A 20,248-nucleotide genomic window follows, 5' to 3' on the forward strand; every position below is an offset into this window, starting at 1 on the left:
GGCAAGCTCAGCATCGCCTCACGCGTGGAACTCACCCGCATCGCCATCGAACGGACCGCACACCATCCATGACCCTCAAAGCGCCCCGATAGACCCGTCCTCGTCTCGGGGACCTCACCGTGTCCATGGCACGTGCACGATCGACTCTGGCCGTAGCGGCCACTCCGCGGTGGTGAGGCTGAGCCGGTCGTCGTAAGGAAACCGGTCGTCCTCGTCGCGTGGCAGCGTATTGCGGACGAAACAGCGGTGCAGGAGCAGTTCGCGGCGCTGGTCCAGTGGGTCCGGGTCGTCGAGTTGGTCGGCCGGCTGTTGTGGAGGGTCTTCGCCGATGTCCACTTGGCCGTCCCAATTGAGGTGCAGGCCGTCCTCGTCGGAGTAGAACCGGTGGAAGTCCGTGCGCCATTGCGAGTTGGATCCCCAGCCGTGCGACAGGTCACGGGTGGGACGCGGCTCGCGGCGGGAGGTGAAGTACAGCGTCGAGGTGGTGGCCACCGCGGCGTCGATCAGGTGCCGTGGTGCCCGCACCCGCACACCGGCGCGGCTGAACAGCAGGTCACCGAACCAGAAACCGGGCCACAGCACCTCCTCAACGGTCACGCGCGTCGCGGAGGGATCTTGCATCACGGCGAAGATCTCGTGGTGGAACGGGGAGAACGCCTCGGCGTGCTCGAACGGGGTCAGCCCGATCTCGGTGAAGAAGCCGGTGTAGGCAGCCAGCCCGTCGAGCTCCACCCTGCGAGAGCCCATCCACCCTGGGGTGGCGTTGATCCGCCACCCGCCGAGTTCCAGCCTGTGGGTGGAACTGCCCTCGATGACGGCGCGTCCTCCGGTGACTCCGAATCCCTGGGGCGGGTCCCCCGCGGGGCAGAAAAGTTCGATCAGGTAGTCGCTGACCCGGCTCAGCGCGTACAGCTTCATGATCCGCCATGGCTGCTCGTCGTCGCCGGTGTACCCGCCGGCGGGGATCGGCTCCCGTTTGCGCAGCGTCGCCAGCTCGGCCAGATGCGCGGCCGCCGTCGGCTGCTGACCGACCAGGTATTCCTGACGCCCAGCGGCGTCGTGGCGGTCGTGCAGCTCTTCGTAGAGCCGACGGAAATAGGCCCAGTCGAGTTTCATGGCGACTACGATGAACCCGCCTTGGCTACACCGGCAACGGCGTTTACGGGACGAGTTCTTCGGTGCATCGTCCGGCGAACGCCGATCCAGTAGCGAAGCTGCGCGTTCGCGCGTTCGCCGGTGCCGCGGAGCTTGGCGTGTGCGCGGTTGGCGCACTTTTGCGGTTCGGGCTTGTCGCGTCCCTTGTGAGGCGTGAGGTGTGCGCGCCGGCGCCCTGGTAGGCCTTGTCGGCCGCATGAGCAGCCCGCTGGCGGCCAGTGCCCGGATGACGCCCCAGATCCGGACCGCGGTCAGGTCGTGGACCGGGCCGTGCAGCGGTCCCGACACCCACAGAATCCCGTCCGGCGCGGGAACGTGAAAGCCGGGCGGACGAACGTCCCGTAGTTGTGTGGGCGCTTCCGAGGCGGGCGGCAATGCGCGGCGGCACGATCCGATACGACCGCGGGGTCGGCGACCAACTCGGCCACGAGGGTGCGGGTAGCGAGCGGCGAATCCAGCGCAGCACGGTGGAGCGCACCAGAGTCGCCCGGCAAGGCGGTTGTTTCGGTCGGCATCGCTCTTCCCTGGAGCCTCGCCGCGTCACCGGCCACCCCTGCCCGTCGCCATCACCTGTGACCTTGTGGGCAAGGTGGAAAGGGGCTCAGTGCACAGGAGCATCCTTGCGATCGACATCGAGGGTTCGACGGCGGCCGTGCGAACGAACCCGGTGAGGCATGAACTGCGCTCGTGCGTGTACCGCATGCTCGCCGTCGCGATGAGCCACACGGGCATAGACGGCCACCGATGCGATCCTCTCGAGGACCGAGGAGATGGAGTGCTCGTCCTGATCCATCCGGTGGACGAGCTGCCCAAAACGCTCCTGTTAACAAGGCTGGTACCAGCGCTCACGCGCCAGCTCGTCGAGTACAACGCCTCCGTCCCGCCCGCCGAGCTGCCCCGTCTCGGCTTGAGGTTACGAGCCGTGGTACATGCTGGAGAAGTCCATAGGGACGAAAACGGTTACTTCGGAGAGGAGGTGGATCTCGCATGCTGGCTGCTCGACGCGCAGAAGCTGAAGAGATGCCTGCGGTCATGCGCCTCTCCACTGGTCCTCGTGGTGTCGGAGGACATCTACTGGGGGATCGTGAGGCACGGGTACGACGGGATCTGCCCGGCCACCTACCGACCGGAGCTCAGCGTCATGCTCGCCGGGCGGCGGCGCCGAGGGTTCGTGCATTTTCCGTCCGCGTTGCAGCACAGTCCCCCCGAGGCGTCGATCCAGAATCACGTCGCCTGAACGCCGTTCATGTAACAAGGGTCCGAGTCCGTTATCTGAGCCATCAGCGGAAACTTGTACACCATCTCCGGGGGCAACCGGCTCGCCGGGCTTTCGGTTGATGACTGGCCCCACTGCTCACGGCTTGCAGGTGGGGGGTCTAGCGACAGGGTGTCGATTCGGGCATCTCCTCTCCCACGCCCGTCGCTGGGAAGACGTGCTAGGTTCCGCATCGTCACACCTGCCCGGTCGCGCAACATCCATCCCCACGAGCCCATATGCACCCTGGCCGCTGACTACGAGGTCTGCCTTGGTGAACAAGCCCCCGAATTGGCCGGTATCCATCAAAGGCGTCGCAGTGGTTGGCGGCCGCGTGGCGCTGGTGAAGAACGAACGCGACGAATGGGAGCTGCCCGGAGGCCGCTTGGAACCCGGTGATGGCAGCCCCGAGGCGGCTGTGGAACGAGAGATCCAGGAAGAGACCGGCTGGAGCGTCAAAGCGGGTCCGCTCCTGGACGTGTGGATCTATCAGCCGCTGCCCGAGACGTCGCCGAAGCGGCGCGTTGTCATCGTCACCTATGGCTGCACCGTCCTGACTCCAGACACCGAACCCGTCGTGAGCCATGAGCACCAGCAGCTCGGCCTGTTCACCGCCGGTCAGGTCCACGCTCTGCGCATCCCCGACGGCTACAAACGCTCGATCGAGGCGTGGTTCAGCCGGAGTTGACCGGGAGCCGGGGCGAGGGCTGCAGGCCTTCGAGTTCGGCGGCTGGCCGAAGGCACTGAAGGACTGTTATCTCGCCCTCTTGGACGATGATCGGCACCCGGGGATGCCGGCTTCATCGACCCGGCCGCTTGATCCGGAACTGCACCGCAGACTTTGAGTCGTCTCAGAGTGCGGTCGTTGTAGGTGAACAGAGTGTCGTTGTTGGGGGCCAAAGAAGGTCCGTGAGTGCGGCCGGATCGTGAACGTGCACGTGTTGGTGGCCCCCGGCGACAACGCCGACGGCACCGCGAGATCCTCGGCGTTGAGGTCAACTCGGCTGCTGTCCGTGGCCGCAGGCGCTAATTGCGGGAGAGCCCAACGGACTTGAGCTTCGTCGAAGCGCGCTGTGGGTTGGTGAAGGATGCGGTCACACCAGCGACAATGTCGAGAGGTGGCTTGTCCTGGCCTTGAACGCTCGTGTTCACACCGAAGAGGCCGCTGGTTCGAACCCAGTATCGCCCACTCCAAGTTTCCGCAGGTCAGGGCTTTGTCTACGGCGCGCTCTCGTGTGTCCCGATGACCGCTTCGCAGGCTCGGGTGCTAGTGGGGGAGCCGCCGCCCTCAGATTCGTACGCTTCGCAGATTTCCGAACCGCTCGGAGCGACGGTCGATCATCGTGATTGCGTCGTCCGGGGCGGCCGAGTTCGGCGACGAAAGCTGCACTGGCCGCCTTGAGGACCTTGCGCTGACGCGAGGAGCGTGAGGACGGTCATGGGCAGCGCGGCCGCCGGGATCGCCGGGCCCGGGCTCGATCAGCTCGCCTCGCGTCGTTTCTTCCATTCGGCGACGACGGCCTCGACGTGTTTGCGGATGTCGTCACTGCGGTCCGCGCTGCCGTTGACGTCGCGGCACGCCTGGCCGTACTCGGCCCAAAGGGCATCGTCGGCGAGGCGGAACCTGCGTTGTGGGCTGCCAGGTGTGGGCATGTCAACCGCCCAGCTTCACGACCAGTGAGCGCAGGTGAGGTGATGCGGCGTTCTCCTGGCCGCGCTTCGCCCACGTTGCGATGTGTTCGCTGATCAGCTCGGCGAGGCTCGCGCGCTCGTCGTCGGTGAGCTCGACGGTGGTCGTGGTGTCGGTCCGGCAGTGGTAAGCCGTGAAGAGGATGTCTCCGACTGCCTGTTCGGTGGCAGGGGGCTTGAGATTACGCTGGGCGTGCCAATCGGCGCTGTTGTTGACGACGCCCCAACCGTGCAGGGCTTCGGAGTTGGTGAGTTCGAGCCTCATGGGGCCGGTGCCTCTCGCTGTAAGGGGTGTGGCCACACCCCTTACAGCCACCCTATGGGTGCGGACACATCCATAGGGTGGGACAACCTTGAACTCGACGCGGCTGCGTTGATCCGGGGCTGCTCGCTTCACGCCACGGCGACCAGATTTCCCCACGGGTCTCCGCGGCCGTTCCCGCAAGGTGGCGGCGATCCCGGCAGAGCATGACTAGGGAGGGCGACTCTGGCCAGTGGTGGCGGTCGCGGGCGGGGTCAGTCTCGTTCAGGGGCGGTTTTGTTGGGCCGAGGCGTTGCTGGAAGTGAATGTTGACGCGCGTGGCTTCGACGAGTTGGTCTCCCAGGATGACGATGTGGGAGGCCGCGTCCGGCGCGGTGCCCTGGTCGACCTGGTTGCGGGCGCGGTGCACCAGGCGCAACTGGTAGTGGGTGGCAGGGTGCCGGGGTCCCTTCCAATGCGTTGACCCCGGTACCCCGGACCGCGTCGTCCATTTATGCGGGCAGTTCGTCCTCTGTCGCGGCGTCGCGGATCAGCTCACTGAGAGATGGTCCGCTATGTCGGGGGGCCGGCCGGATTTTTCCGGGGCCGCCCTTTGGAAGGCCTGCGGGCGGCCCCGAAAGCCGGCATATGCGCCAGGGAGATTTCTAGCTGCGCCTGATTTTTGCTTGACCGCCTCAGGTTTCCTGGGTTTCGGATGCCAAATAGAGACGCCCCTTATCTGAACAGTGGTCTGGGGTGTTTCGGAAGGGCAGGCAGCGTGGACGATGCGGCGGCGTGCTCGGCTGCGCAGGCAATTCGGCCCGGAGCGCGACCGTACCGTGGAAGCCGTCGGAACCGGCGTGAGGCCGGGCGCCAGTTGGTGAGCAGGGCGACCCGCGGCACTGAACGGCCACCGATCACTCCTACACCCAGGATGGCTGAGAGCCATCCCGGGCGATGCGGGCGTCCAGATCGGGGGTGCCTGAACGCGGCAGGGCCGTCGCCGGAACGTCTTCAGGCTGGTCGGCCGGTTGTGTGCGGGTAGTCGGGGGAGCGGTGCTGGAACGACAGGATGGCGGGGTTCTGGACGACGCCGTCGCGGATCTCGATGGCCTGCCGGATGGTCTTGTCGGCGTCCCAGGCGTCGGGGCCGGTGAGGACCGTCGCCAGGTGCGGGATCAGGGCCTGGCTGATCTCCCAGGTCGCGGAGTCCCACAGGTAGGAGGGGCTGTGGTCGACGCCGTAGTGGTGGATGTTTTGACCGATGGCGAACATGGGGTCGGTGAAGGTGGTCGGCCGGGCCCATTCGAAGCCCATGCTCTCGTCACATGAGACGTCGACGACGAGGGTGCCGGGGGAGAAGAGCGGCAGGTCGTCGTTGGTGGCGAACATCAGCGGGGCGCCGGTGTCCTGCAGGACGCAGTTGACGACGATGTCGTGCCGGGCGAGGAAGGCAGCCGTCGCGATCGGGCCGTCGTCGGTGAGGGCGCGGGTGCGGGCGGGTGCCTCGGGGTCGCGATCGAAATGGACGATCTGTGCCGAGTGGATGGGCGAGCCGACGGCGCTGACGCCCCGGTGGGTCAGGACGTGGACGTCGAGGACGCCGTGGGCGTTGAGGGCGGTGACCGCGCCCCGGGCGGTCGCCCCGAAGCTGATGACGGCGGCGCGGCGTCGCCGGCCGTAGGCGCCGGTGGAGCCGGTGAGGGCGAGGGCGTGCAGGACCGAGCAGTAGCCGGCGAGTTCGTTGTTCTTGTGGAACACGTGGAGGTTGAACCCGCCGTCGGCCGTCCAGTGGTTCATCGCCTCGAACGCGATCAGGGTGAGCCGCCCGTCGATGGCGGTCTGGGTGAGTTCCCGGTCCTGGACGCAGTGCGGCCAGCCCCACAGGATCTGGCCGGGGCGCAGTTCCTTGAGGTCGTTGGCCAGTGGTTTGAGCAGCAGGACGACGTCGCAGCGGGCGATGAGCCCGTCGCGGGGGAGCAGCCCGGCGACCTGGGGAGCGAGCTCCTCGTCCGAGATGCCGAAGGGTTCGCCGTAGCCGCGTTCGAGGTAGATGCGCGACCGCAGGCCGGGGTCGATCCGCCGGAGGTGCAGCGGATGTATCGGCTGCCGGTGCTCGTTCTCCTTGGCCGTGTGCGCCAGGACGCCGAGGCTCCGGCCGGGCTTCGGGTCGTTCTGTGTCGCGACGGCGCCGGAACGCCGAGGTTCATTCGAGATCGGCAAGACATCCCCTCTCGGGGGAAAGCCGGTGGGGCGAGTCAGCCTCAGGGCTGGATGTCGCAGTTCCCCGGCTTGTATGACCCTACTTCAGGATGCGCAGGCGACGACCTCGCCAAAAGCGCACGCAGGAAGGCGAAGCAGAACGTTGACGCAGCCCCCGCCGTCCCCACCGCGACCGCGGCCGAACCCTCGGGCGCCACGCAGCGTCCCCCAACGATCCCGGCCCGCGGATCGACCCGCGCAGTCGAGCAACGCCTTGATGTCTGCCGGGCGTGGGCACCGCGTCCGGGTTGACGAACACGAGCCAGGGGACCGGGTCCGCGTGGCAGCCGTGGGCGAAGCCTGCGTTGCGTCCGGTCACGACCACCCGCGCGTCGGGGGCCGCGACCCCGCCAGCGTCACGGTCTCGACCGTGACGGCGACGTCCGAACCCATCGGGCCAGGGCGTCCCGCCGCGTGCGGGACGCCCTGGCCTGCGCCGACGAGACACCGCTCCAGCGGCCTTGTTCAGTGGGCGGTGGGCTGACCGTCCACGTCGGGGACGCCTTCGGGTAGCGAGGTCTCCGCATTGTGCGAGGGCGGGCGCAGCACCACGAAGGCCAGGACCGCGGCGGCCAGGCCGCCGAACACTCCGGCGATCGCGGTGAACGACATCGCGTCGACGAAGGCGCTCTTCGCGGCGCCGGCCAGGGCGACGTCCCCCCGGGCGGCGGCGATGGCCAGCGCGTTGCCGATGGAGTCGCGGGCCGGGCCCGTGACGTTCTCGGGCATCGCGTCGGTGTAGGCGGCGGTGAGGACGCTGCCGAGGATGGCCACGCTGAGCGCCTGGCCGACCTGCTGGACGGTGTCGTTGACGGCGGAGCCAACGCCGGCCCGCTCGGGCGGGAGGGCGCCCAGCAGCGTGCCGTAGGCGGCGGGGCCGGCGGTCCCGCTGCCCATGCCCATCACGACGAGCGCGATGACGAGGCGGGGATAACCGTCACCCGGCGACATCATCGCGAGCAGGCCGAACCCTCCGGCCAGGAGCACGAGGCCCGCGGCGAGGGCGACGCGGGCGCCGAGCTTCTTGTCCACCACCACCCCGATGCCGTTGAAGGCCATCACGGCGACGAGCAGCGGGATGAACGCGAGGCCGGTCTTCATCGGGCTGTATCCGAGCACGAACTGCAGGTACTGGGTGAGCGCCAGCATCAGGCCGCCGGAGGAGAACGACAGCAGCACGATCGACAGGCTGGCGCCGCTGAAGTTGCGGTCGCGGAACAGCTTCACCGGCAGCATGGGCTCGCTGACGCGCCGCTCCCAGAGGGCGAAGCCCACCAGCGCCAGGACCGAGACCGCGAACCCGATGTGCACCTGCGGGGCGGACCAGCCGTCCCGCGGGATGAAGATGACGCTCCAGACCAGGGCCGTCATGCCGACGGTCGACAGGACGGCGCCGACGAGGTCGGGCCGGCCGGCCGGGCCGCGCGACTCGGGGATGATCAGCACGGTCGCGATGACGGCGAGAGCGGCGATGGGGATGTTGATCAGGAACACCGATCCCCACCAGAAGTGCTCCAGCAGCAGGCCGCCGACGACGGGGCCGCCGAGCGCCCCGAGCATGAGGACCGAGCTCCAGATGGCGATCGCCTTCTTGCGCTCCTCCTCGTCGAAGACGTTGGTGAGGATCGACAGTGTTCCCGGCATGAGGAACGCGCCGCCCACCCCCATCAGCGCGCGGGCGGCGATGAGCTGGCCGGGCGAGTCGGCGAAGGCGGCGGGCACCGAGGCGCCGCCGAACAACACCAGCCCGATGATCAGGCCGCGCCGGCGGCCGAACCGGTCCGACAGCGCGCCCGCCGTCAGCAGCAGACCCGCGAAGACCACGATGTAGGCGTCGAGGATCCACTGGATGTCGGAGTTGCTCGCGTGCAGGTCGCGGATCAGCGACGGGATCGCGACGTTGAGGACGGTGTTGTCGACGACGACGACGAGGAGGCTCAGGCAGAGGACGCCGAGGATCCACCACCGGCGGGGGTGCGGGGACGACATGGCTCTCCGTTAGTACAGTGCACGATTTTTCGCACACTGTACTAATATTCGAACAGCGTGCGCAAGCCGGTACGCTGGAGCTCGTCGACTCCGCCGCCCCGAAGGACTGCGCATGCCCCGCGACACCGACCCGATCACCGACTCTGTCTGGATGCGTCCGGTCAGGGCCCGGCGGGGCAGGCCGCAGCTGAGCCGCGAGGAGATCGTGACCGCGGCGGTCGAGCTGCTCGACGCCGAGGGCCTGGACGGCCTGAGCATGCGCAGGCTCGGTGCGACGATCGGTGCCGGCGCGACGTCCCTGTACTTCTACGTCGCGAACAAGGACGAGCTGCTCGAGCTCGCCATCGACGAGATCATGGGCGAGGTCGTGGGCCCCGACGCCGCCGAGGTCGGCTGGCGCGTCGCGGCCGGCGACTACGCCCGCGGGATGCGGTCGATGATCCTCCGCCACCCGTGGGCGATCGGCATCTTCGGCGTCAAGCCCAACATCGGCCCCAACGCGATGAGGGTGGGCGACAGGGCGATCGGGTTGCTGACGGCGGCCGGGTTCACGGGTCAGGAGATCTCCTGGGCCAGCTCGCTGCTGACGTCGCACGCCATCGGCACGGCCGTGACCGAGGCGGCCACGCGGACGATGACCGCCCGGACCGGGCAGAACGCCAACGACATCGTCGACAAGATGGAGCCCTACATCCAGCGCATCGCCGCCGACCATCCGAACCTCAGCGCGTGGTGGCTGGAGAACAAGGACGTGCATCTCGAGAAGGGCCAGGAAGACGGGTTCGACTTCGGGCTGGAGCGCCTACTGGACGGCCTGGAGGCGTGGCTCGCCAGGAAGTCAACCCACACCCAAAGATCGACTTGAGCCGAACACCAAGATCTAGCGGCTCACGGGCTTCTGAGCGGCGTTGCTAGGCACCGCCGTGCAGCTCGCCGTCCACGCTGACGAATAGATCGCCTTCCTCGCCGAGCTCCGCGCCCTGGACGAGGTGTCCTTCCTCCGACGTCATCATTGCTCAAACTCCACTGGCGCACGCCGCCCCTGGCCGAGGGCGGGACCGGTGAGCGGGGGCACCGGTGACCGCAACCGGGCCGCCGAGGCGACCCGGTGCCCCGTCGTCGGACGGCCGGCGGGACGCTTATAGCTCCTCGACGGCCGACCAGGCCCAGCCGCGGGTGGTGCGGCGAACGGCCCTGCTGGGCGGCTGGCCACCCGGCAGGCGCTCGCCGAAGGCCACACCGTCACGGCCGTGACCCGCCAACCGGCCGTCTTCCCGGCCGGCGACACGCGGCTTCGCGTTGCCGAGCCGACGCGCGGTAGCCCGCGCAGGTGGAGGAGGCGGTCGCCGGACACGACCTTCGAACTAGGCGGCGTCCGGGCGCATGCGGGCCAGGACGTCCGGCAGCGCGTGGCGGCCCGTGAGCAGTTCGGGAGTGGGGGCCACGAAGAGCAGGACGGACGTCATGCAAGCGCATGCGCAGGGCCTGCCCAGGAAGGACCGGGTAGTCGGCGATGGTGGCGGAGACCGCGGTCGAGGTGCCGGCCAGCAGCATCGCCGAGGCCGCGCCGGCGGAGGCGGCGAAGGATCTCACGCAGCGTCCTCCCGCGCTGTCGAGGTGGCGGCCGAGGGGCCGGAGGGTGGGGTCAGGACCTTGCGGGTGATGCGTTCGGCGATGGCGGCGACCAGGGTTCGGGGGCGGCGGGGTGTCAGGTGCGCGGCCACGGCGTTGCCGAGCCCGGGGGCGATATAGCCGCGGTCGCGCTCCAATGCGCGCAGAGCGGCGCGGACGACGGGCTCCGGGGTGGTCATGGAGCCGGTGACGGCCGCCTGCCGGGTGCCGATGGTGTCGAAGAAGGCGGTCTCGACCGGGCCGGGGCACAAAGTGAGCACGCGGATGCCGCGCCGACGATATTCCTGTCGCAGCGCGAGGCCGAAGTTCAGCACGAAGGCCTTGGCCGCGCCGTAGACGGCGAAGTACGGGGAGGGCTGGAACGCGGCGTTGGAGGCGACGTTGACAACTGAGCCGCGGCCGCGCTCCAGCATGCCGGGCAGCAGCTCATGGGTGAGGTCGACGAGCGCGACGACATTGACCATCAGCTGGTCGTGGTCGCGGGCCCCCGATATCTCCTCGAAGCGGCCGCAGGTGCCAAAGCCGGCGTTGTTGACCAGCAGATCGACGCTCAGACCGCGGGCGGTCAGCTCGTGGGCGATGCGGCGGGCCGCGTCCGGCTCGGCGAGGTCTTGGACCAGCACATGGGCGCGGACGCCGTGCTCGTCGACCAGGCGCTTGGCGAGGGCGGCAAGCCGGTCGCCCGACCGGGCCACCAGGATCACCTCGTGTCCGCGGGCGGCGAGCTGGGTGGCGAACTCCGCGCCGAGGCCGGACGACGCTCCCGTGATCAGGGCAGTGCTGCGCACGTGGTGCTCCTTCAGTCGTGGGTAACTTGGACGGAAGAGTAACAGAAATCCGATTAGCTGCAACAGGCATGTTGCAGGTATCGCCAACCCCGTGACCAGGATGTATCGTGTTTGTGGGTAAACGGCCTAACGGGAGGCGCGATGGAGGAGACAGCGGCCCGATCGTTGCGGGCGGACGCGGAGCGGAGTGTGCGCGCCATCCTGGAGGCGGCCGAGCAGGTGCTCGCCAAGGAGCCCGGCGCGTCCATGGAGCAGATTGCCGCGGCCGCGGGAGTGGCCCGGACGACGGTCCACCGGCGGTTCGCCAATCGCCAGGCGCTGATCGAGGCACTGGCCTCGTCCGCGGCCCGCCAGCTCGCTCAGGCGGTGGCCGACGGCAGGCCGGACACCGCCCCGCCGCTGGTGGCGATGCACCGGATCACAGCCAACGTCCTCCAGGTCAAGAGCGCCTGGGCGTTCGCCTTGGAACTGCCCGCAGACCCGGGCAGCGAGGCCGCCGCCATCCAGCAGGACATCGCCCGCCGCTGCACCACCGTGCTGAAGCGGGCCCAAGACGACAAGCTCATCGACCAAGCAGCCGACCTCGACTGGGTGCGCCGCGTCTACTACGCCCTCATCGGGGAATCCCTGCATGGCCCGGACAACGCCGACCCCGACACCCTCGCCGCCCGCATCATCGACACCCTGCTGCACGGCACCGGCCCACGCCCCTGAAAGTGCCTTGAATTGGGTGTGTCGATCCAACGGCTGATCTTGGTTGCTAGTGGGTCAGGGGGTGGCTGGGGTGAGGCGACCCTCGAAGGCGATCTAGAAAGCGTTCAAGGGTGTCCTCCAGCGCATGGTCTCTATGTCAGTCCCCGCACATCCGGCGTCCACCCGTCCGCCGGATCGCTTCACCCGGCCGCCTCCGAACACCGCGCCTTGATCACGACCTGACCCATCTCATCCCTGTCGTCCGCGCTACGGGAGGAACCTCGATCACGAGCGAGGGAGGGCGCTGTTCGACGCATCCCAGTGAACTCACATGGCGCGCCTGAGTCCTTCGTCGATGCGGGTGCGCAGGGAGCGCAGTGCCTGCCTGAGTTCTGCCGGTTCGATGTCGGTGAGGTCAGCGTCGAAAGTCAGGAGCAGTCCTGCCAGTCCTGCCCATGACCACGCGCCCAGCGTGAGTCGGCAGTTGGAGTCGGTTTCGTGCTCGACCGTCGATCCGCCGGGGGCGAACCGGGCGACGACGGGGGCCGGTAGCGCGACGAGCGCCGACCCGCGGCATGGCCATTCGGCTGGGGTGTCGCCGCGGTCGTGCGTGCTCATGACGAATGCGACCGGGTCGCCGTGCGGGACGTCGCGGCGTTCGAAGGTCCTGCCCGTGGGCATGCGTGGTTCGAGGCGGTCGATCCGCGTCGCGCGCCATCGGCTCGCGTCCGGTTCGAACGCGACGAGGTACCACCGTGCCGCCCACACGACGAGGTCGTGCGGTTCCAGCGTGAGCGTCGTCGGTTCGTCCTCGCCGGTGTAGTCCACGCGCACCATGTGCCGTCGGTTGATCGCGCGACCGATGACGCGGATGATCTCGGCGTCGATGGGTGCGGCGGGGAACTCCCAGTAGTTGCGCGCTGCGGAGACGGTGAATGCTTCGGCGTGGACACGGCTGCGGGCGGGCATCGCCTGCTGCAGCGTGGCGAGGGCGCGGGCCGAGTTCTCGCGGATGCCGGACAGGATCGTGGGGACGGTCTGGAGCGCGACGGCCGCCGCGACGGCCTGGTCTTCGTCGAAGACGACCGGTGGCAACCGGGTGGCGCGGCCGAGCCGGTAGCCTCCGCCCGCTCCGCGCACGGCCTCGATCTCGTACCCGAGTTCTCTGAGCGTGTCGATGTCGCGTCGCACGGTCCGCACAGATGTCCCGAGCCTGGTGGCGAGCTCGTCGGCGGTCAGGGTCGCGCCGATCCCGAAGATCGACAGCAGCTTGAGCGCCCGCGCGGAAGTGGCGGCCACCGATCCTCCCCACCTAAAGCGGTCACTCGATGGCAACTATAGCGGTCATCGTGGCCGGCATGACCGCTCCACACAACCCTGCAAAGGGCACACATGCACCCGCCGTCTCCTCAGCGCTCGTCTCCGGCGCCGGCGCGAGCGCGGCACTCCTGGTGGTGCTCTTCGGCTCCTTCATGGACCTTCTCGACGCGACGATCGTCACCGTCGCGGCCCCGGCGATAGCCCAGGACCTGGGGGCCGGCGACGCCCAACTCCAGTGGACGATCGCCGCCTACGTTCTGGCCCTGGGGGCGGGCCTGATCACCGGCGGACGGCTCGGTGACCAGTACGGCCGCAAACGCCTGTTCATGATCGGGCTGGCCGGCTTCATGCTCACCTCCGCACTCTGCGCGCTGGCCACCGATCCGGGAATGCTCATCGGCATGCGCGCCGCGCAGGGACTGACTGCGGGGATCATGGTCCCGCAGGTGTTCGGGATCATCCGGGCGTCGTTCGCTCCGGGCGAGCGCACCAAGGCGTTCGGCGCCTACGGGGCGGTCCAGGGACTCGCGTCGGTCGCCGGCCCACTGCTGGGCGGGCTGCTCGTTGACCGCGACCTGTTCGACCTGGGATGGCGCACAATCTTCTGGATCAACGTGCCCGTATCGATCCTGGCGCTCGTCATCGGCGCGAAGGTTCTGCCGGAGTCCCGCTCCACCTCGACCGCACGCCTGGACCTCCTGGGCGCGCTGCTCGCGGCCTCGGGCATCCTGCTCCTCCTCCTGCCGATCATCCAGACCGAGACCTGGGGATGGACCTGGACCAGCCACGCACTCCTCGCCGCCGGAATCATCGTGCTGGCGATCTTCCTCGCCTACGAGCGCCGCCTCACCGGACACGGGAACGAACCCGTCTTCGATCCGGCTCTGCTCCGAATGCGCGCCTTCGCGATCGGCCTGAGCACGTCCGTGCTCTTCTTCGGCGGCATCGGATCGTTCTTCCTCACCCTGTCGATCTACCTCCAAAACGGCACCGGCCGCACCGCGTGGGAGACCGGCCTGGTGATCCTGCCCTACGCGCTCGGCTCGATCACCACCTCAGGACTCGGCGTCGCGCTCGCCGCCAGGGCCGGGAGAGCCCTGCTGATCACCGGCTCGCTCACCATCGCAGCATCCCAGCTCGTCCTGTGGGCGATCATCAGAAACGGCGATGATCCCGGATACTGGCCCCTCGCCCTCGCCCTTTTCGTCGGCGGCCTCGGACTCGGTCTTGCCGCCCCCATCCTCGTCAACGTCGTCCTCGCCGGCATCCCCGGACGCAACGCCGGGGCCGCGGGCGGCGTGCTCTCCACCGTCAACCAGATCGGCGGCGCCATCGGCATCGCCGTCCTCGGCACCGTCTTCTTCACTGCCGTCAACGAATCGACAACCGGAACACCAGGACCGGCCGACTACGCTCACGCGCTCAGCATCGTCCTCATCATCTCTGCGGCGCTCTACGTCGTGGCGGCACTCGTGATGCTCGCACTCCCGACGACCGCGGCCGAGCACCTCGACCAGTGAACCCGTGGGAGAGAGAACCGCACCGCTCGGCTTGCCTTGAGAGCCGGTGACCGCTCGCGGCCAGGTCCGGTCGGCCCCGGAGGCCCGGAAGAGCGCGGGTCTGTGCTGACTTGCCGTCCTCCTGCTGATCTCCGGTCGCGACGGGCTCGGAGCAGATCGGCTACCGGGCGGCGTCCGCGCGTCGCTCATAGCGCGAGCGCGCGAGACGGTAAGCCGTGCTCAGCAGATCCCGGACCGCCGCTTCGGTCCGCGGGCCGGGGTTCACCACCGCGAGCCAGCCGATCGTCCCGTAGACGGGGTGGGCGATCACGGTGTCGGCGGCGCTGGGGTCGGCCTTCGCGGTGGCCGCTTCGCGTGGTTCGTGCCCGGTCCACCGGATGAACGTCTCCTTGCCCGGGGAGACGTTCACGCGGAAGGCGTCCGGCCGGTCCAGGCGCGATGCCTCGTCGCCGGGGTAGTTCTTGGTCACGATCGTCGCGAACGGCTGGGTCGTCGCCGGGACGACGCCGTCGGGCGAGTAGTAGAAGAACGTGTCGCCCCAGCTGATCTCCGGTGAGCCGTCGCCGGGGCCGGGCCTGAAGGTGAGGACGCCGTCGAGGCCGTCCACGAAGCCGATGATCTCGTCCATGGTCATGTGCTCCAGCGTTCCATTCACGTGCTTGTGGAGACTTCTGGCCGATGCTGCGAGGATGCCGGGGTGTCAGGTCTCAAATCGCGCGGATTGCGGACCGTCGACGTCGCGCGGCGTACCGGATACTCCGTTCAGCAGGTGCGCAATCTAGAGCGCGACGGCGTCCTGCCGCCGGCGGTGCGGACGGCCACGGGGTACCGGGTCTACGGGGAGCCGCATGTGCAGTCCGCGCTCGCCTACCGCGCCCTCGCGGCGGGCGCCGGCCCGGTCGAGGCCAAGAAGATCGTCCGGGCCGCCCACCGGTTCCCCGCCCCGGACGTCCTGGTCCTTCTCGACGCGGCGCATGCCGGGCTCGACGCGGAGCGGACGAGGCTGCGGCAGGCCAGGGAGGCGGTCCGGGCGATCTCCGACGAGCCGGTCGGGGACGTGAGGGCCTCGGACGCGATGAGCGTCTCCGAACTCGCCGCCGCCCTCGGCGTGCGCCCTTCGACGCTGCGGCACTGGGATGCGGAGGACCTCGTCGTCCCCGACCGCGGCCCCGTCCGAGGAGCGCGGCGATACACACCGGCCCAGGTGCGCGACGCGCGGGTCGTGCACCAGCTGCGCCAGGCCGGTCACCGCATCGCGTCCCTCCGCGCGATGATGCCGGAACTGCGAGCCGCCCGCCGAACGGAGGACGTCGCCGCCGCGCTGGACGCCAGAGACGCCGGTCTCGCGGCTCGTTCCAAAGCCCTCCTCGACGGCGCCGCCGCCCTCAGCGCGCTCCTCTCCCCGGTCGCCTCTGCGACCAACGACGCCGCCGAGGCGACCCGGACGGCCGCGCAACTCGGCGGCTCCGGCGGTGGGGGCGGTGCGGGGGTCAGGCAGGGGCTTCGCGGGACGCGATGAGGGGGCCGATCACACGGGTGCCAGGGCCGGAGCGGCCACCGGGGCCGGGGAGCTGAGTGGTGTTGTCGGCGGTGAGCTCGCGGCCGCACTGGCCGCAGGCCATGACGGTCTCAGTGTCGTGGCCGCACTCCAGGTGGCGGATGCGGACGGGCGGGCCGGACTGCCCGTACCAGCGGTCACCCCAGCGCATGAGGGCGAGAAGGACCGGGTAGAGGTCCTTGCCCTTCTCCGTCGCCAGGTAATGCTCGCGAGGCGGATGGTCCTGGTAGCGCTCACGGACCAGCACGCCCTCCTCCACCAGCCGAGAGAGCCGGGCGGCCAGGATCTTGCGCGAGACGCCGAGGTCGCGGGCCAGGTCGTCGAAGCGGGTCACGCCCACCAGGACGTCGCGCATGATGAGGGCCGTCCACGCGTCCGCGAAGAGGTCGGTGGCGCGTGCGATCGAGCACGCGACGTCGGTGAGCGAGGTCCTGGTCACCCCCCGAGCCTACCTAAGTTCCCTTAGGGGACTAGAGTGAGTTCCCTCAGGGAACTCAATGGAGGGCGGCATGGGACCGATCATCGAACTGGACTCGGGCGCTGCCGGCGTCATCGACGGGCGCCACATCCGGGCCCTCACCTTCCAGGACGTCCGGCTGGAGTACGTGGGCTCGGTCCTGCGCCGCCTCGGGATCGCGCCGGCCGGGCGGTCCGCCCTGGTCGTCGGCAGCGGGCGCGGGCTGCTCGCCCGGGGGCTGGCCGGCCTCGGCCTGGAAGTGGTCGCGCTGGACTCCTCGCCCGAGGCGACCGCAATGGCGGTGGAGGCGGCCGCCGGGGAGGGCGTCGAGTACCTGACCGCGCCGGCGGAGGATCCCGGTCTGGCCGGCCGGTCCTTCGACGTCGTCTTCCATGCCGACACCTTCGAGATCACCGGCGCCCTCGACCGGGTCGTCGCGCACGCCGCCCGGCTGCTGCGCCCGGGCGGCGTCCTGTTCTACGACACCGTCAACCGGACGCCGGTCTCACGGCTGATCTACCTCGTGGCCTTCCAGACGCTGCCGCAGACCCGGATCATGCCGCGCGGTCGCTACGCCGCCGCCCGCCTGCGGACGCCGGAGGAGGTCGCGGCCGTGCTCGCCGCCCACGGGCTGCGCAACGAGGAGATCTGCTCCTTCAAGCCCGCCAACGTGCTCGACCTGGTCCGGGCCACCGTCGCCCGCCGGAAGGGAAAGATCGACGACAAAGCGATCCCGAGTGTGACGCGCTTCGTGCTCGAACCGGAGGGCAGGCCGATCGTCACCTATCTCGGCCACGCCCGGGCCCACCCGAGCGCGGACAGCTAGCGGGCCCGGCTCGGGTCATCTCCGCAGACCACGGCGATGACCACGGGCACGCCGGCGAACACGACCGCCGACCCGGCGGTGCCGATGGCGAATCCGGCCGCCTCCCGCGGGTCCCGGCCTTCCAGGAGGTGCTGCCGGTAGCGGGAGCATGGACAGCGAGTCGATGCCGACGGCGAGGCCCGGCATCAGCGCCAGGACCGGGGTGGCGTCGTTGAGGCTGAACACGCCGGTCAGCGCGTACGGCCCGGCCATCCCGACGCCGACGCCGACGAGCGCGTTCAGCAGCGTCATCCCGGCGGCCACCAGGGAGCCGAAGGTGCCGACCAGGACGACGGCGGCGACGATGGCGGTGAAGGCGGCGGTCACGTGGGGGGACCACGGCGGCCTGGGGGAGCTGCTTCTCCAGCGCCTCCATCGCGCGTTGCGACTCGGTCCCGGGCATCCGGAACTCGCCGGAGGTCGGGCCGCTGAACACGGCGGCCGCTTCGCCCAATACTCCGAGCATCAGCCAGACGAGCACGACCAGGCCGCGGCGCCTGAAGCATCATCGGCATCACCAGGTACAGCAGGGTCGCCATGAGCAAGCAGGCCATCGTCGTCGACCCGGCCGAACTCGCCTCGATCCCTCTGCGCCCCCGCCTGAGCCGGAGTTCGAACCCTCCCTGCCGCGGGGAGGGTTCGAAGGCGGGTTGAAAGTTCGTCGGCCGCCGGCCCTGCTGGACGAGCCGCGGGCGGCGAGAAGTCTCCGGAACGACTTCAACGAAACGCTGGAAGTCATGGATATCGGAGACAAGAGACCGCAGGCGCCCGGCGACGGGCAAGAGGAAGTGTGGGGACGGCGGTGGTGGACGCTGGCGGTGGTGAGCGCGGCGCAGCTGCTGGTGGTCCTGGACGGGACGATCGTGAACATCGCGCTGCCGTCGGCACAGCGGGCCCTCGGGATGTCGGACGGGAACCGGACATGGGCGATCACCGCCTACGCGCTCGCCTTCGGGGGACTGCTGCTGATCGGCGGCAGGATCAGCGGTGCGGTCGGCCACCGGCGCACGTTCCTGATCGGACTGACCGGGTTCGCGGCGTCGTCCGCGCTAGGCGGCGCGGCGGTGGACGCGCCGATGCTGTTCGGGGCGCGGGCGCTGCAGGGATGCTTCGCCGCCGTACTCGCGCCCGCCGGGCTGTCGCTGCTGGCGACCACCTTCACCCGGGCACGCGAACGCGGCCGGGCGTTCGGGGTGTTCGCCGCGGTCGGTGCGGCGGGCTCGGCGATCGGCCTGATCGCCGGGGGCCTGCTGACCGAGTACACCGGCTGGCGCTGGTGCCTGTACATCAACGTGCCCGTCGCGCTGCTCGCCGCGCTCGGCGTGACGTTCGTCCCGGCGGATCGGCCGATCGCCGACCGGGGGCGGCTGGACGTCCCGGGCGCGCTGCTCAGCCTCGCCGGATTCGCCTCGGTGGTGTACGGGTTCAACCGGGCCGAATCACTGGGGTGGGGCTCGGCCGAGGTACAGGCACTGCTGGCAGGCGGGACGGTGCTGCTGGCCGCGTTCGTCGCCGTCGAGGTCCGGGCGGCCCACCCGCTGCTGCCGGCGCGGATCCTGCTGCACCGCGCCAGAGGCGGCGCGTTCCTCGCCATCACCCTGATGTTCGTGGCGATGTTCGGCTTCTACCTGTTCATGAGCTACTACACCCAGACGGTGCTGGGCTACTCGCCGGTCCAGGCCGGCCTGACACTGATCATCAACGCGCTGGCCACGCTGGCCGGGTCCGTGCTCGTCGCCGGGAGACTGCACGGCCGCGTTCCGCCCGCGGTGCTGATCGTCCCGGGCCTGCTGGCCGCGGCCGCCGGGATGCTGGTCCTCTCCCGCCTGCCGGCGGGAGACACGGACGTCTTCGCCGCCTACCTGCTTCCCGCGCTCGTGCTCACCGGGCTCGGCCTCGGGTGCGTGATGCCCCCCACGGCCGCCCTGGCCACCGAGGGCATGGACGGACATGAGATCGGAGCCGCGTCGGCCGCCTACAACGCCGCCCAGCAGATGGGAGCCGCCCTGGGCACCGCGCTGCTCAACACTCTGGCAGCCGGCGCCGCCGCGGCCTACCTGGTCTCCCGTCCGCACTCCCGGCCGGAGGCGGCCGCGGTGCACGGCTACACCACCGCCCTGACGGCCGCGTCGGCCCTTCTGCTGGCCGCCGCGTGCCTGACCTTTCCGCTGATCGCCACGCGGCGGGCACGGCAGGGCGGGCCGCGGCAGGAAGAGCCCGCACCGCCCGTCTCCTCCAACCCGCGCTGAGGAGGAACGGCCATGCTCAACGGCCCGCCCGGTCCAGACATCTGGCACGGGCGGGCCGCCGGGTAGCCCCGAGGGGAGCAAGGAGCCAGCGGGTGGGGCACGGCGCCGGGGTCGAAACCGGGACCGTGGGCGGTCACCGTCGCGATGACCTCGTCGCCCGCCGGCGACAGGTAGATGTCCACAGCGAGCGCCGGGGGCGGCTTCGATCCTGGGCGTCGGTCATGGGCGGATCAGTGTCGTTGGGGGTCGGCGTTGATGCGCTGCTGGAGCTGGGCGTTGATGCGCTGGGCTTCGGCGAGCTGGTCTTCCAAGATGATGATGCGGCAGGCCGCGTCCAGTGCGGTGCCCTGGTCGACCAGGTCGCGGGCGCGTTGGGCCAGGCGCAGTTGGTAGCGGGAATAGCGGCGGTGGCCGCCGGGCGAGCGTTGTGGAGCGAACAGTTTGGCGGCGTCCAGGCTGCGCAGGAACCCGGGGGTGACACCGAGGATCTCGGCGGCCCGGCCCATGCTGTAAGCCGGATAGTCCTCATCGTCCAGCTTGCTGTCGAGCCCGGTGCCGAGATCGTCTCGCACCGG

At 69.7% G+C, this 20,248-nt stretch carries 19 protein-coding genes and 1 pseudogene; 8 read left to right on the forward strand and 12 right to left on the reverse strand.

The window, feature by feature from the left end; all coding sequences use genetic code 11:
• Positions 1 to 114: 114 nt before the first annotated feature.
• Positions 115 to 1,116: a hypothetical protein gene (locus AB0H37_RS43815; protein WP_360618621.1), complete on the reverse strand. Its 1,002-nt coding sequence runs from the start codon at positions 1,114 to 1,116 to the stop codon at positions 115 to 117.
• 643 nt (positions 1,117 to 1,759) lie between these two features.
• Between AB0H37_RS43815 and AB0H37_RS43820 the strand changes: the two genes are divergently transcribed.
• Both AB0H37_RS43820 and AB0H37_RS43825 read left to right on the forward strand, forming a co-directional pair.
• The gene (locus AB0H37_RS43820) at positions 1,760 to 2,392 is read left to right on the forward strand and encodes a hypothetical protein (RefSeq protein WP_360618623.1); all 633 of its coding nucleotides are present in this window, start codon (positions 1,760 to 1,762) and stop codon (positions 2,390 to 2,392) included.
• A gap of 292 nt (positions 2,393 to 2,684) precedes the next feature.
• Positions 2,685 to 3,098: an NUDIX hydrolase gene (locus AB0H37_RS43825; RefSeq protein WP_329089349.1), complete on the forward strand. Its 414-nt coding sequence runs from the start codon at positions 2,685 to 2,687 to the stop codon at positions 3,096 to 3,098.
• 791 nt (positions 3,099 to 3,889) lie between these two features.
• Here AB0H37_RS43825 and AB0H37_RS43830 read toward each other — a convergent pair.
• The 4 genes from AB0H37_RS43830 to AB0H37_RS43845 form a co-directional block, all read right to left on the reverse strand.
• Positions 3,890 to 4,063 carry a hypothetical protein gene (locus AB0H37_RS43830; RefSeq protein WP_179835654.1) on the reverse strand — a complete coding sequence of 58 codons (174 nt, stop codon included), beginning with the start codon at positions 4,061 to 4,063 and terminating at the stop codon, positions 3,890 to 3,892.
• Position 4,064: 1 nt separating this feature from the next.
• Positions 4,065 to 4,364 (reverse strand): hypothetical protein, encoded by a 300-nt coding sequence (locus AB0H37_RS43835; RefSeq protein ID WP_360618626.1) that lies wholly within the window; start codon positions 4,362 to 4,364, stop codon positions 4,065 to 4,067.
• 990 nt (positions 4,365 to 5,354) lie between these two features.
• Positions 5,355 to 6,563 carry a N(5)-(carboxyethyl)ornithine synthase gene (locus tag AB0H37_RS43840; protein WP_360618628.1) on the reverse strand — a complete coding sequence of 403 codons (1,209 nt, stop codon included), beginning with the start codon at positions 6,561 to 6,563 and terminating at the stop codon, positions 5,355 to 5,357.
• 504 nt (positions 6,564 to 7,067) lie between these two features.
• Positions 7,068 to 8,591 carry an MFS transporter gene (locus tag AB0H37_RS43845; protein ID WP_360618630.1) on the reverse strand — a complete coding sequence of 508 codons (1,524 nt, stop codon included), beginning with the start codon at positions 8,589 to 8,591 and terminating at the stop codon, positions 7,068 to 7,070.
• A 112-nt stretch (positions 8,592 to 8,703) separates the two neighbouring features.
• Between AB0H37_RS43845 and AB0H37_RS43850 the strand changes: the two genes are divergently transcribed.
• Positions 8,704 to 9,456, forward strand: coding sequence for a TetR/AcrR family transcriptional regulator (locus tag AB0H37_RS43850; RefSeq protein WP_329089357.1), 753 nt, complete (start codon positions 8,704 to 8,706; stop codon positions 9,454 to 9,456).
• 724 nt (positions 9,457 to 10,180) lie between these two features.
• Here AB0H37_RS43850 and AB0H37_RS43855 read toward each other — a convergent pair.
• Complete coding sequence (locus tag AB0H37_RS43855) at positions 10,181 to 11,011, reverse strand: SDR family oxidoreductase (protein WP_360618632.1); 831 nt, start codon at positions 11,009 to 11,011, stop codon at positions 10,181 to 10,183.
• A gap of 141 nt (positions 11,012 to 11,152) precedes the next feature.
• On the opposite strand from AB0H37_RS43855, the gene AB0H37_RS43860 reads away from it, so the two are divergent.
• A complete protein-coding gene (locus AB0H37_RS43860; RefSeq protein WP_179835650.1) occupies positions 11,153 to 11,725 on the forward strand; it encodes a TetR/AcrR family transcriptional regulator in 573 nt (190 codons plus the stop codon).
• A 306-nt stretch (positions 11,726 to 12,031) separates the two neighbouring features.
• Here AB0H37_RS43860 and AB0H37_RS43865 read toward each other — a convergent pair whose 3' ends face one another.
• Positions 12,032 to 13,003, reverse strand: coding sequence for a WYL domain-containing protein (locus tag AB0H37_RS43865; protein ID WP_360618634.1), 972 nt, complete (start codon positions 13,001 to 13,003; stop codon positions 12,032 to 12,034).
• A 59-nt stretch (positions 13,004 to 13,062) separates the two neighbouring features.
• On the opposite strand from AB0H37_RS43865, the gene AB0H37_RS43870 reads away from it, so the two are divergent.
• Positions 13,063 to 14,544, forward strand: coding sequence for an MFS transporter (locus tag AB0H37_RS43870; protein ID WP_360618636.1), 1,482 nt, complete (start codon positions 13,063 to 13,065; stop codon positions 14,542 to 14,544).
• 160 nt (positions 14,545 to 14,704) lie between these two features.
• On the opposite strand, the gene AB0H37_RS43875 is transcribed toward AB0H37_RS43870, so the two are convergent.
• Positions 14,705 to 15,178 carry a DUF6194 family protein gene (locus AB0H37_RS43875; protein ID WP_360618638.1) on the reverse strand — a complete coding sequence of 158 codons (474 nt, stop codon included), beginning with the start codon at positions 15,176 to 15,178 and terminating at the stop codon, positions 14,705 to 14,707.
• Positions 15,179 to 15,241: 63 nt separating this feature from the next.
• Here AB0H37_RS43875 and AB0H37_RS43880 point away from each other — a divergent pair, with 63 nt between their 5' ends.
• Positions 15,242 to 16,063, forward strand: coding sequence for a MerR family transcriptional regulator (locus AB0H37_RS43880; protein ID WP_360618640.1), 822 nt, complete (start codon positions 15,242 to 15,244; stop codon positions 16,061 to 16,063).
• On the opposite strand, the gene AB0H37_RS43885 is transcribed toward AB0H37_RS43880, so the two are convergent.
• Complete coding sequence (locus tag AB0H37_RS43885; RefSeq protein WP_360618642.1) at positions 16,035 to 16,541, reverse strand: helix-turn-helix domain-containing protein; 507 nt, start codon at positions 16,539 to 16,541, stop codon at positions 16,035 to 16,037. The two genes, AB0H37_RS43880 and AB0H37_RS43885, sit on opposite strands and share 29 nt — an antisense overlap.
• Before the next feature lie 70 nt (positions 16,542 to 16,611).
• Here AB0H37_RS43885 and AB0H37_RS43890 point away from each other — a divergent pair, with 70 nt between their 5' ends.
• On the forward strand, positions 16,612 to 17,385 hold the full coding sequence (locus AB0H37_RS43890; RefSeq protein ID WP_360618644.1) for a methyltransferase domain-containing protein: 774 nt from the start codon (positions 16,612 to 16,614) through the stop codon (positions 17,383 to 17,385).
• Here the strand turns inward: AB0H37_RS43890 and AB0H37_RS43895 are convergent.
• Positions 17,382 to 17,510 (reverse strand): hypothetical protein, encoded by a 129-nt coding sequence (locus tag AB0H37_RS43895; protein ID WP_360618648.1) that lies wholly within the window; start codon positions 17,508 to 17,510, stop codon positions 17,382 to 17,384. The two genes, AB0H37_RS43890 and AB0H37_RS43895, sit on opposite strands and share 4 nt — an antisense overlap.
• A 94-nt stretch (positions 17,511 to 17,604) precedes the next feature.
• Positions 17,605 to 17,751: pseudogene (locus AB0H37_RS43900) on the reverse strand (hypothetical protein); the annotation flags it as partial.
• 410 nt (positions 17,752 to 18,161) lie between these two features.
• On the opposite strand from AB0H37_RS43900, the gene AB0H37_RS43905 reads away from it, so the two are divergent.
• Positions 18,162 to 19,673: an MFS transporter gene (locus AB0H37_RS43905; RefSeq protein ID WP_360618646.1), complete on the forward strand. Its 1,512-nt coding sequence runs from the start codon at positions 18,162 to 18,164 to the stop codon at positions 19,671 to 19,673.
• Between the two features lie 230 nt (positions 19,674 to 19,903).
• Here the strand turns inward: AB0H37_RS43905 and AB0H37_RS43910 are convergent, their stop codons facing one another.
• Positions 19,904 to 20,245: a MerR family transcriptional regulator gene (locus AB0H37_RS43910; protein ID WP_360618649.1), complete on the reverse strand. Its 342-nt coding sequence runs from the start codon at positions 20,243 to 20,245 to the stop codon at positions 19,904 to 19,906.
• Between the last annotated feature and the right edge of the window lie 3 nt (positions 20,246 to 20,248).

The organism is Actinomadura sp. NPDC023710 (assembly GCF_040639875.1).
Taxonomy (GTDB): domain Bacteria; phylum Actinomycetota; class Actinomycetes; order Streptosporangiales; family Streptosporangiaceae; genus Spirillospora; species Spirillospora citrea.

Coding starts and splice junctions, on each gene's coding strand:
- AB0H37_RS43815 (WP_360618621.1), bottom strand. CDS start 1,116: ATGAAACTCGACTGGGCCTATTTCCGTCGGCTCTACGAAGAGCTGCAC.
- AB0H37_RS43830 (WP_179835654.1), bottom strand. CDS start 4,063: ATGCCCACACCTGGCAGCCCACAACGCAGGTTCCGCCTCGCCGACGAT.
- AB0H37_RS43835 (WP_360618626.1), bottom strand. CDS start 4,364: ATGAGGCTCGAACTCACCAACTCCGAAGCCCTGCACGGTTGGGGCGTC.
- AB0H37_RS43845 (WP_360618630.1), bottom strand. CDS start 8,591: ATGTCGTCCCCGCACCCCCGCCGGTGGTGGATCCTCGGCGTCCTCTGC.
- AB0H37_RS43850 (WP_329089357.1), top strand. CDS start 8,704: ATGCCCCGCGACACCGACCCGATCACCGACTCTGTCTGGATGCGTCCG.
- AB0H37_RS43860 (WP_179835650.1), top strand. CDS start 11,153: ATGGAGGAGACAGCGGCCCGATCGTTGCGGGCGGACGCGGAGCGGAGT.
- AB0H37_RS43870 (WP_360618636.1), top strand. CDS start 13,063: ATGACCGCTCCACACAACCCTGCAAAGGGCACACATGCACCCGCCGTC.
- AB0H37_RS43875 (WP_360618638.1), bottom strand. CDS start 15,178: ATGACCATGGACGAGATCATCGGCTTCGTGGACGGCCTCGACGGCGTC.
- AB0H37_RS43890 (WP_360618644.1), top strand. CDS start 16,612: ATGGGACCGATCATCGAACTGGACTCGGGCGCTGCCGGCGTCATCGAC.
- AB0H37_RS43905 (WP_360618646.1), top strand. CDS start 18,162: ATGGATATCGGAGACAAGAGACCGCAGGCGCCCGGCGACGGGCAAGAG.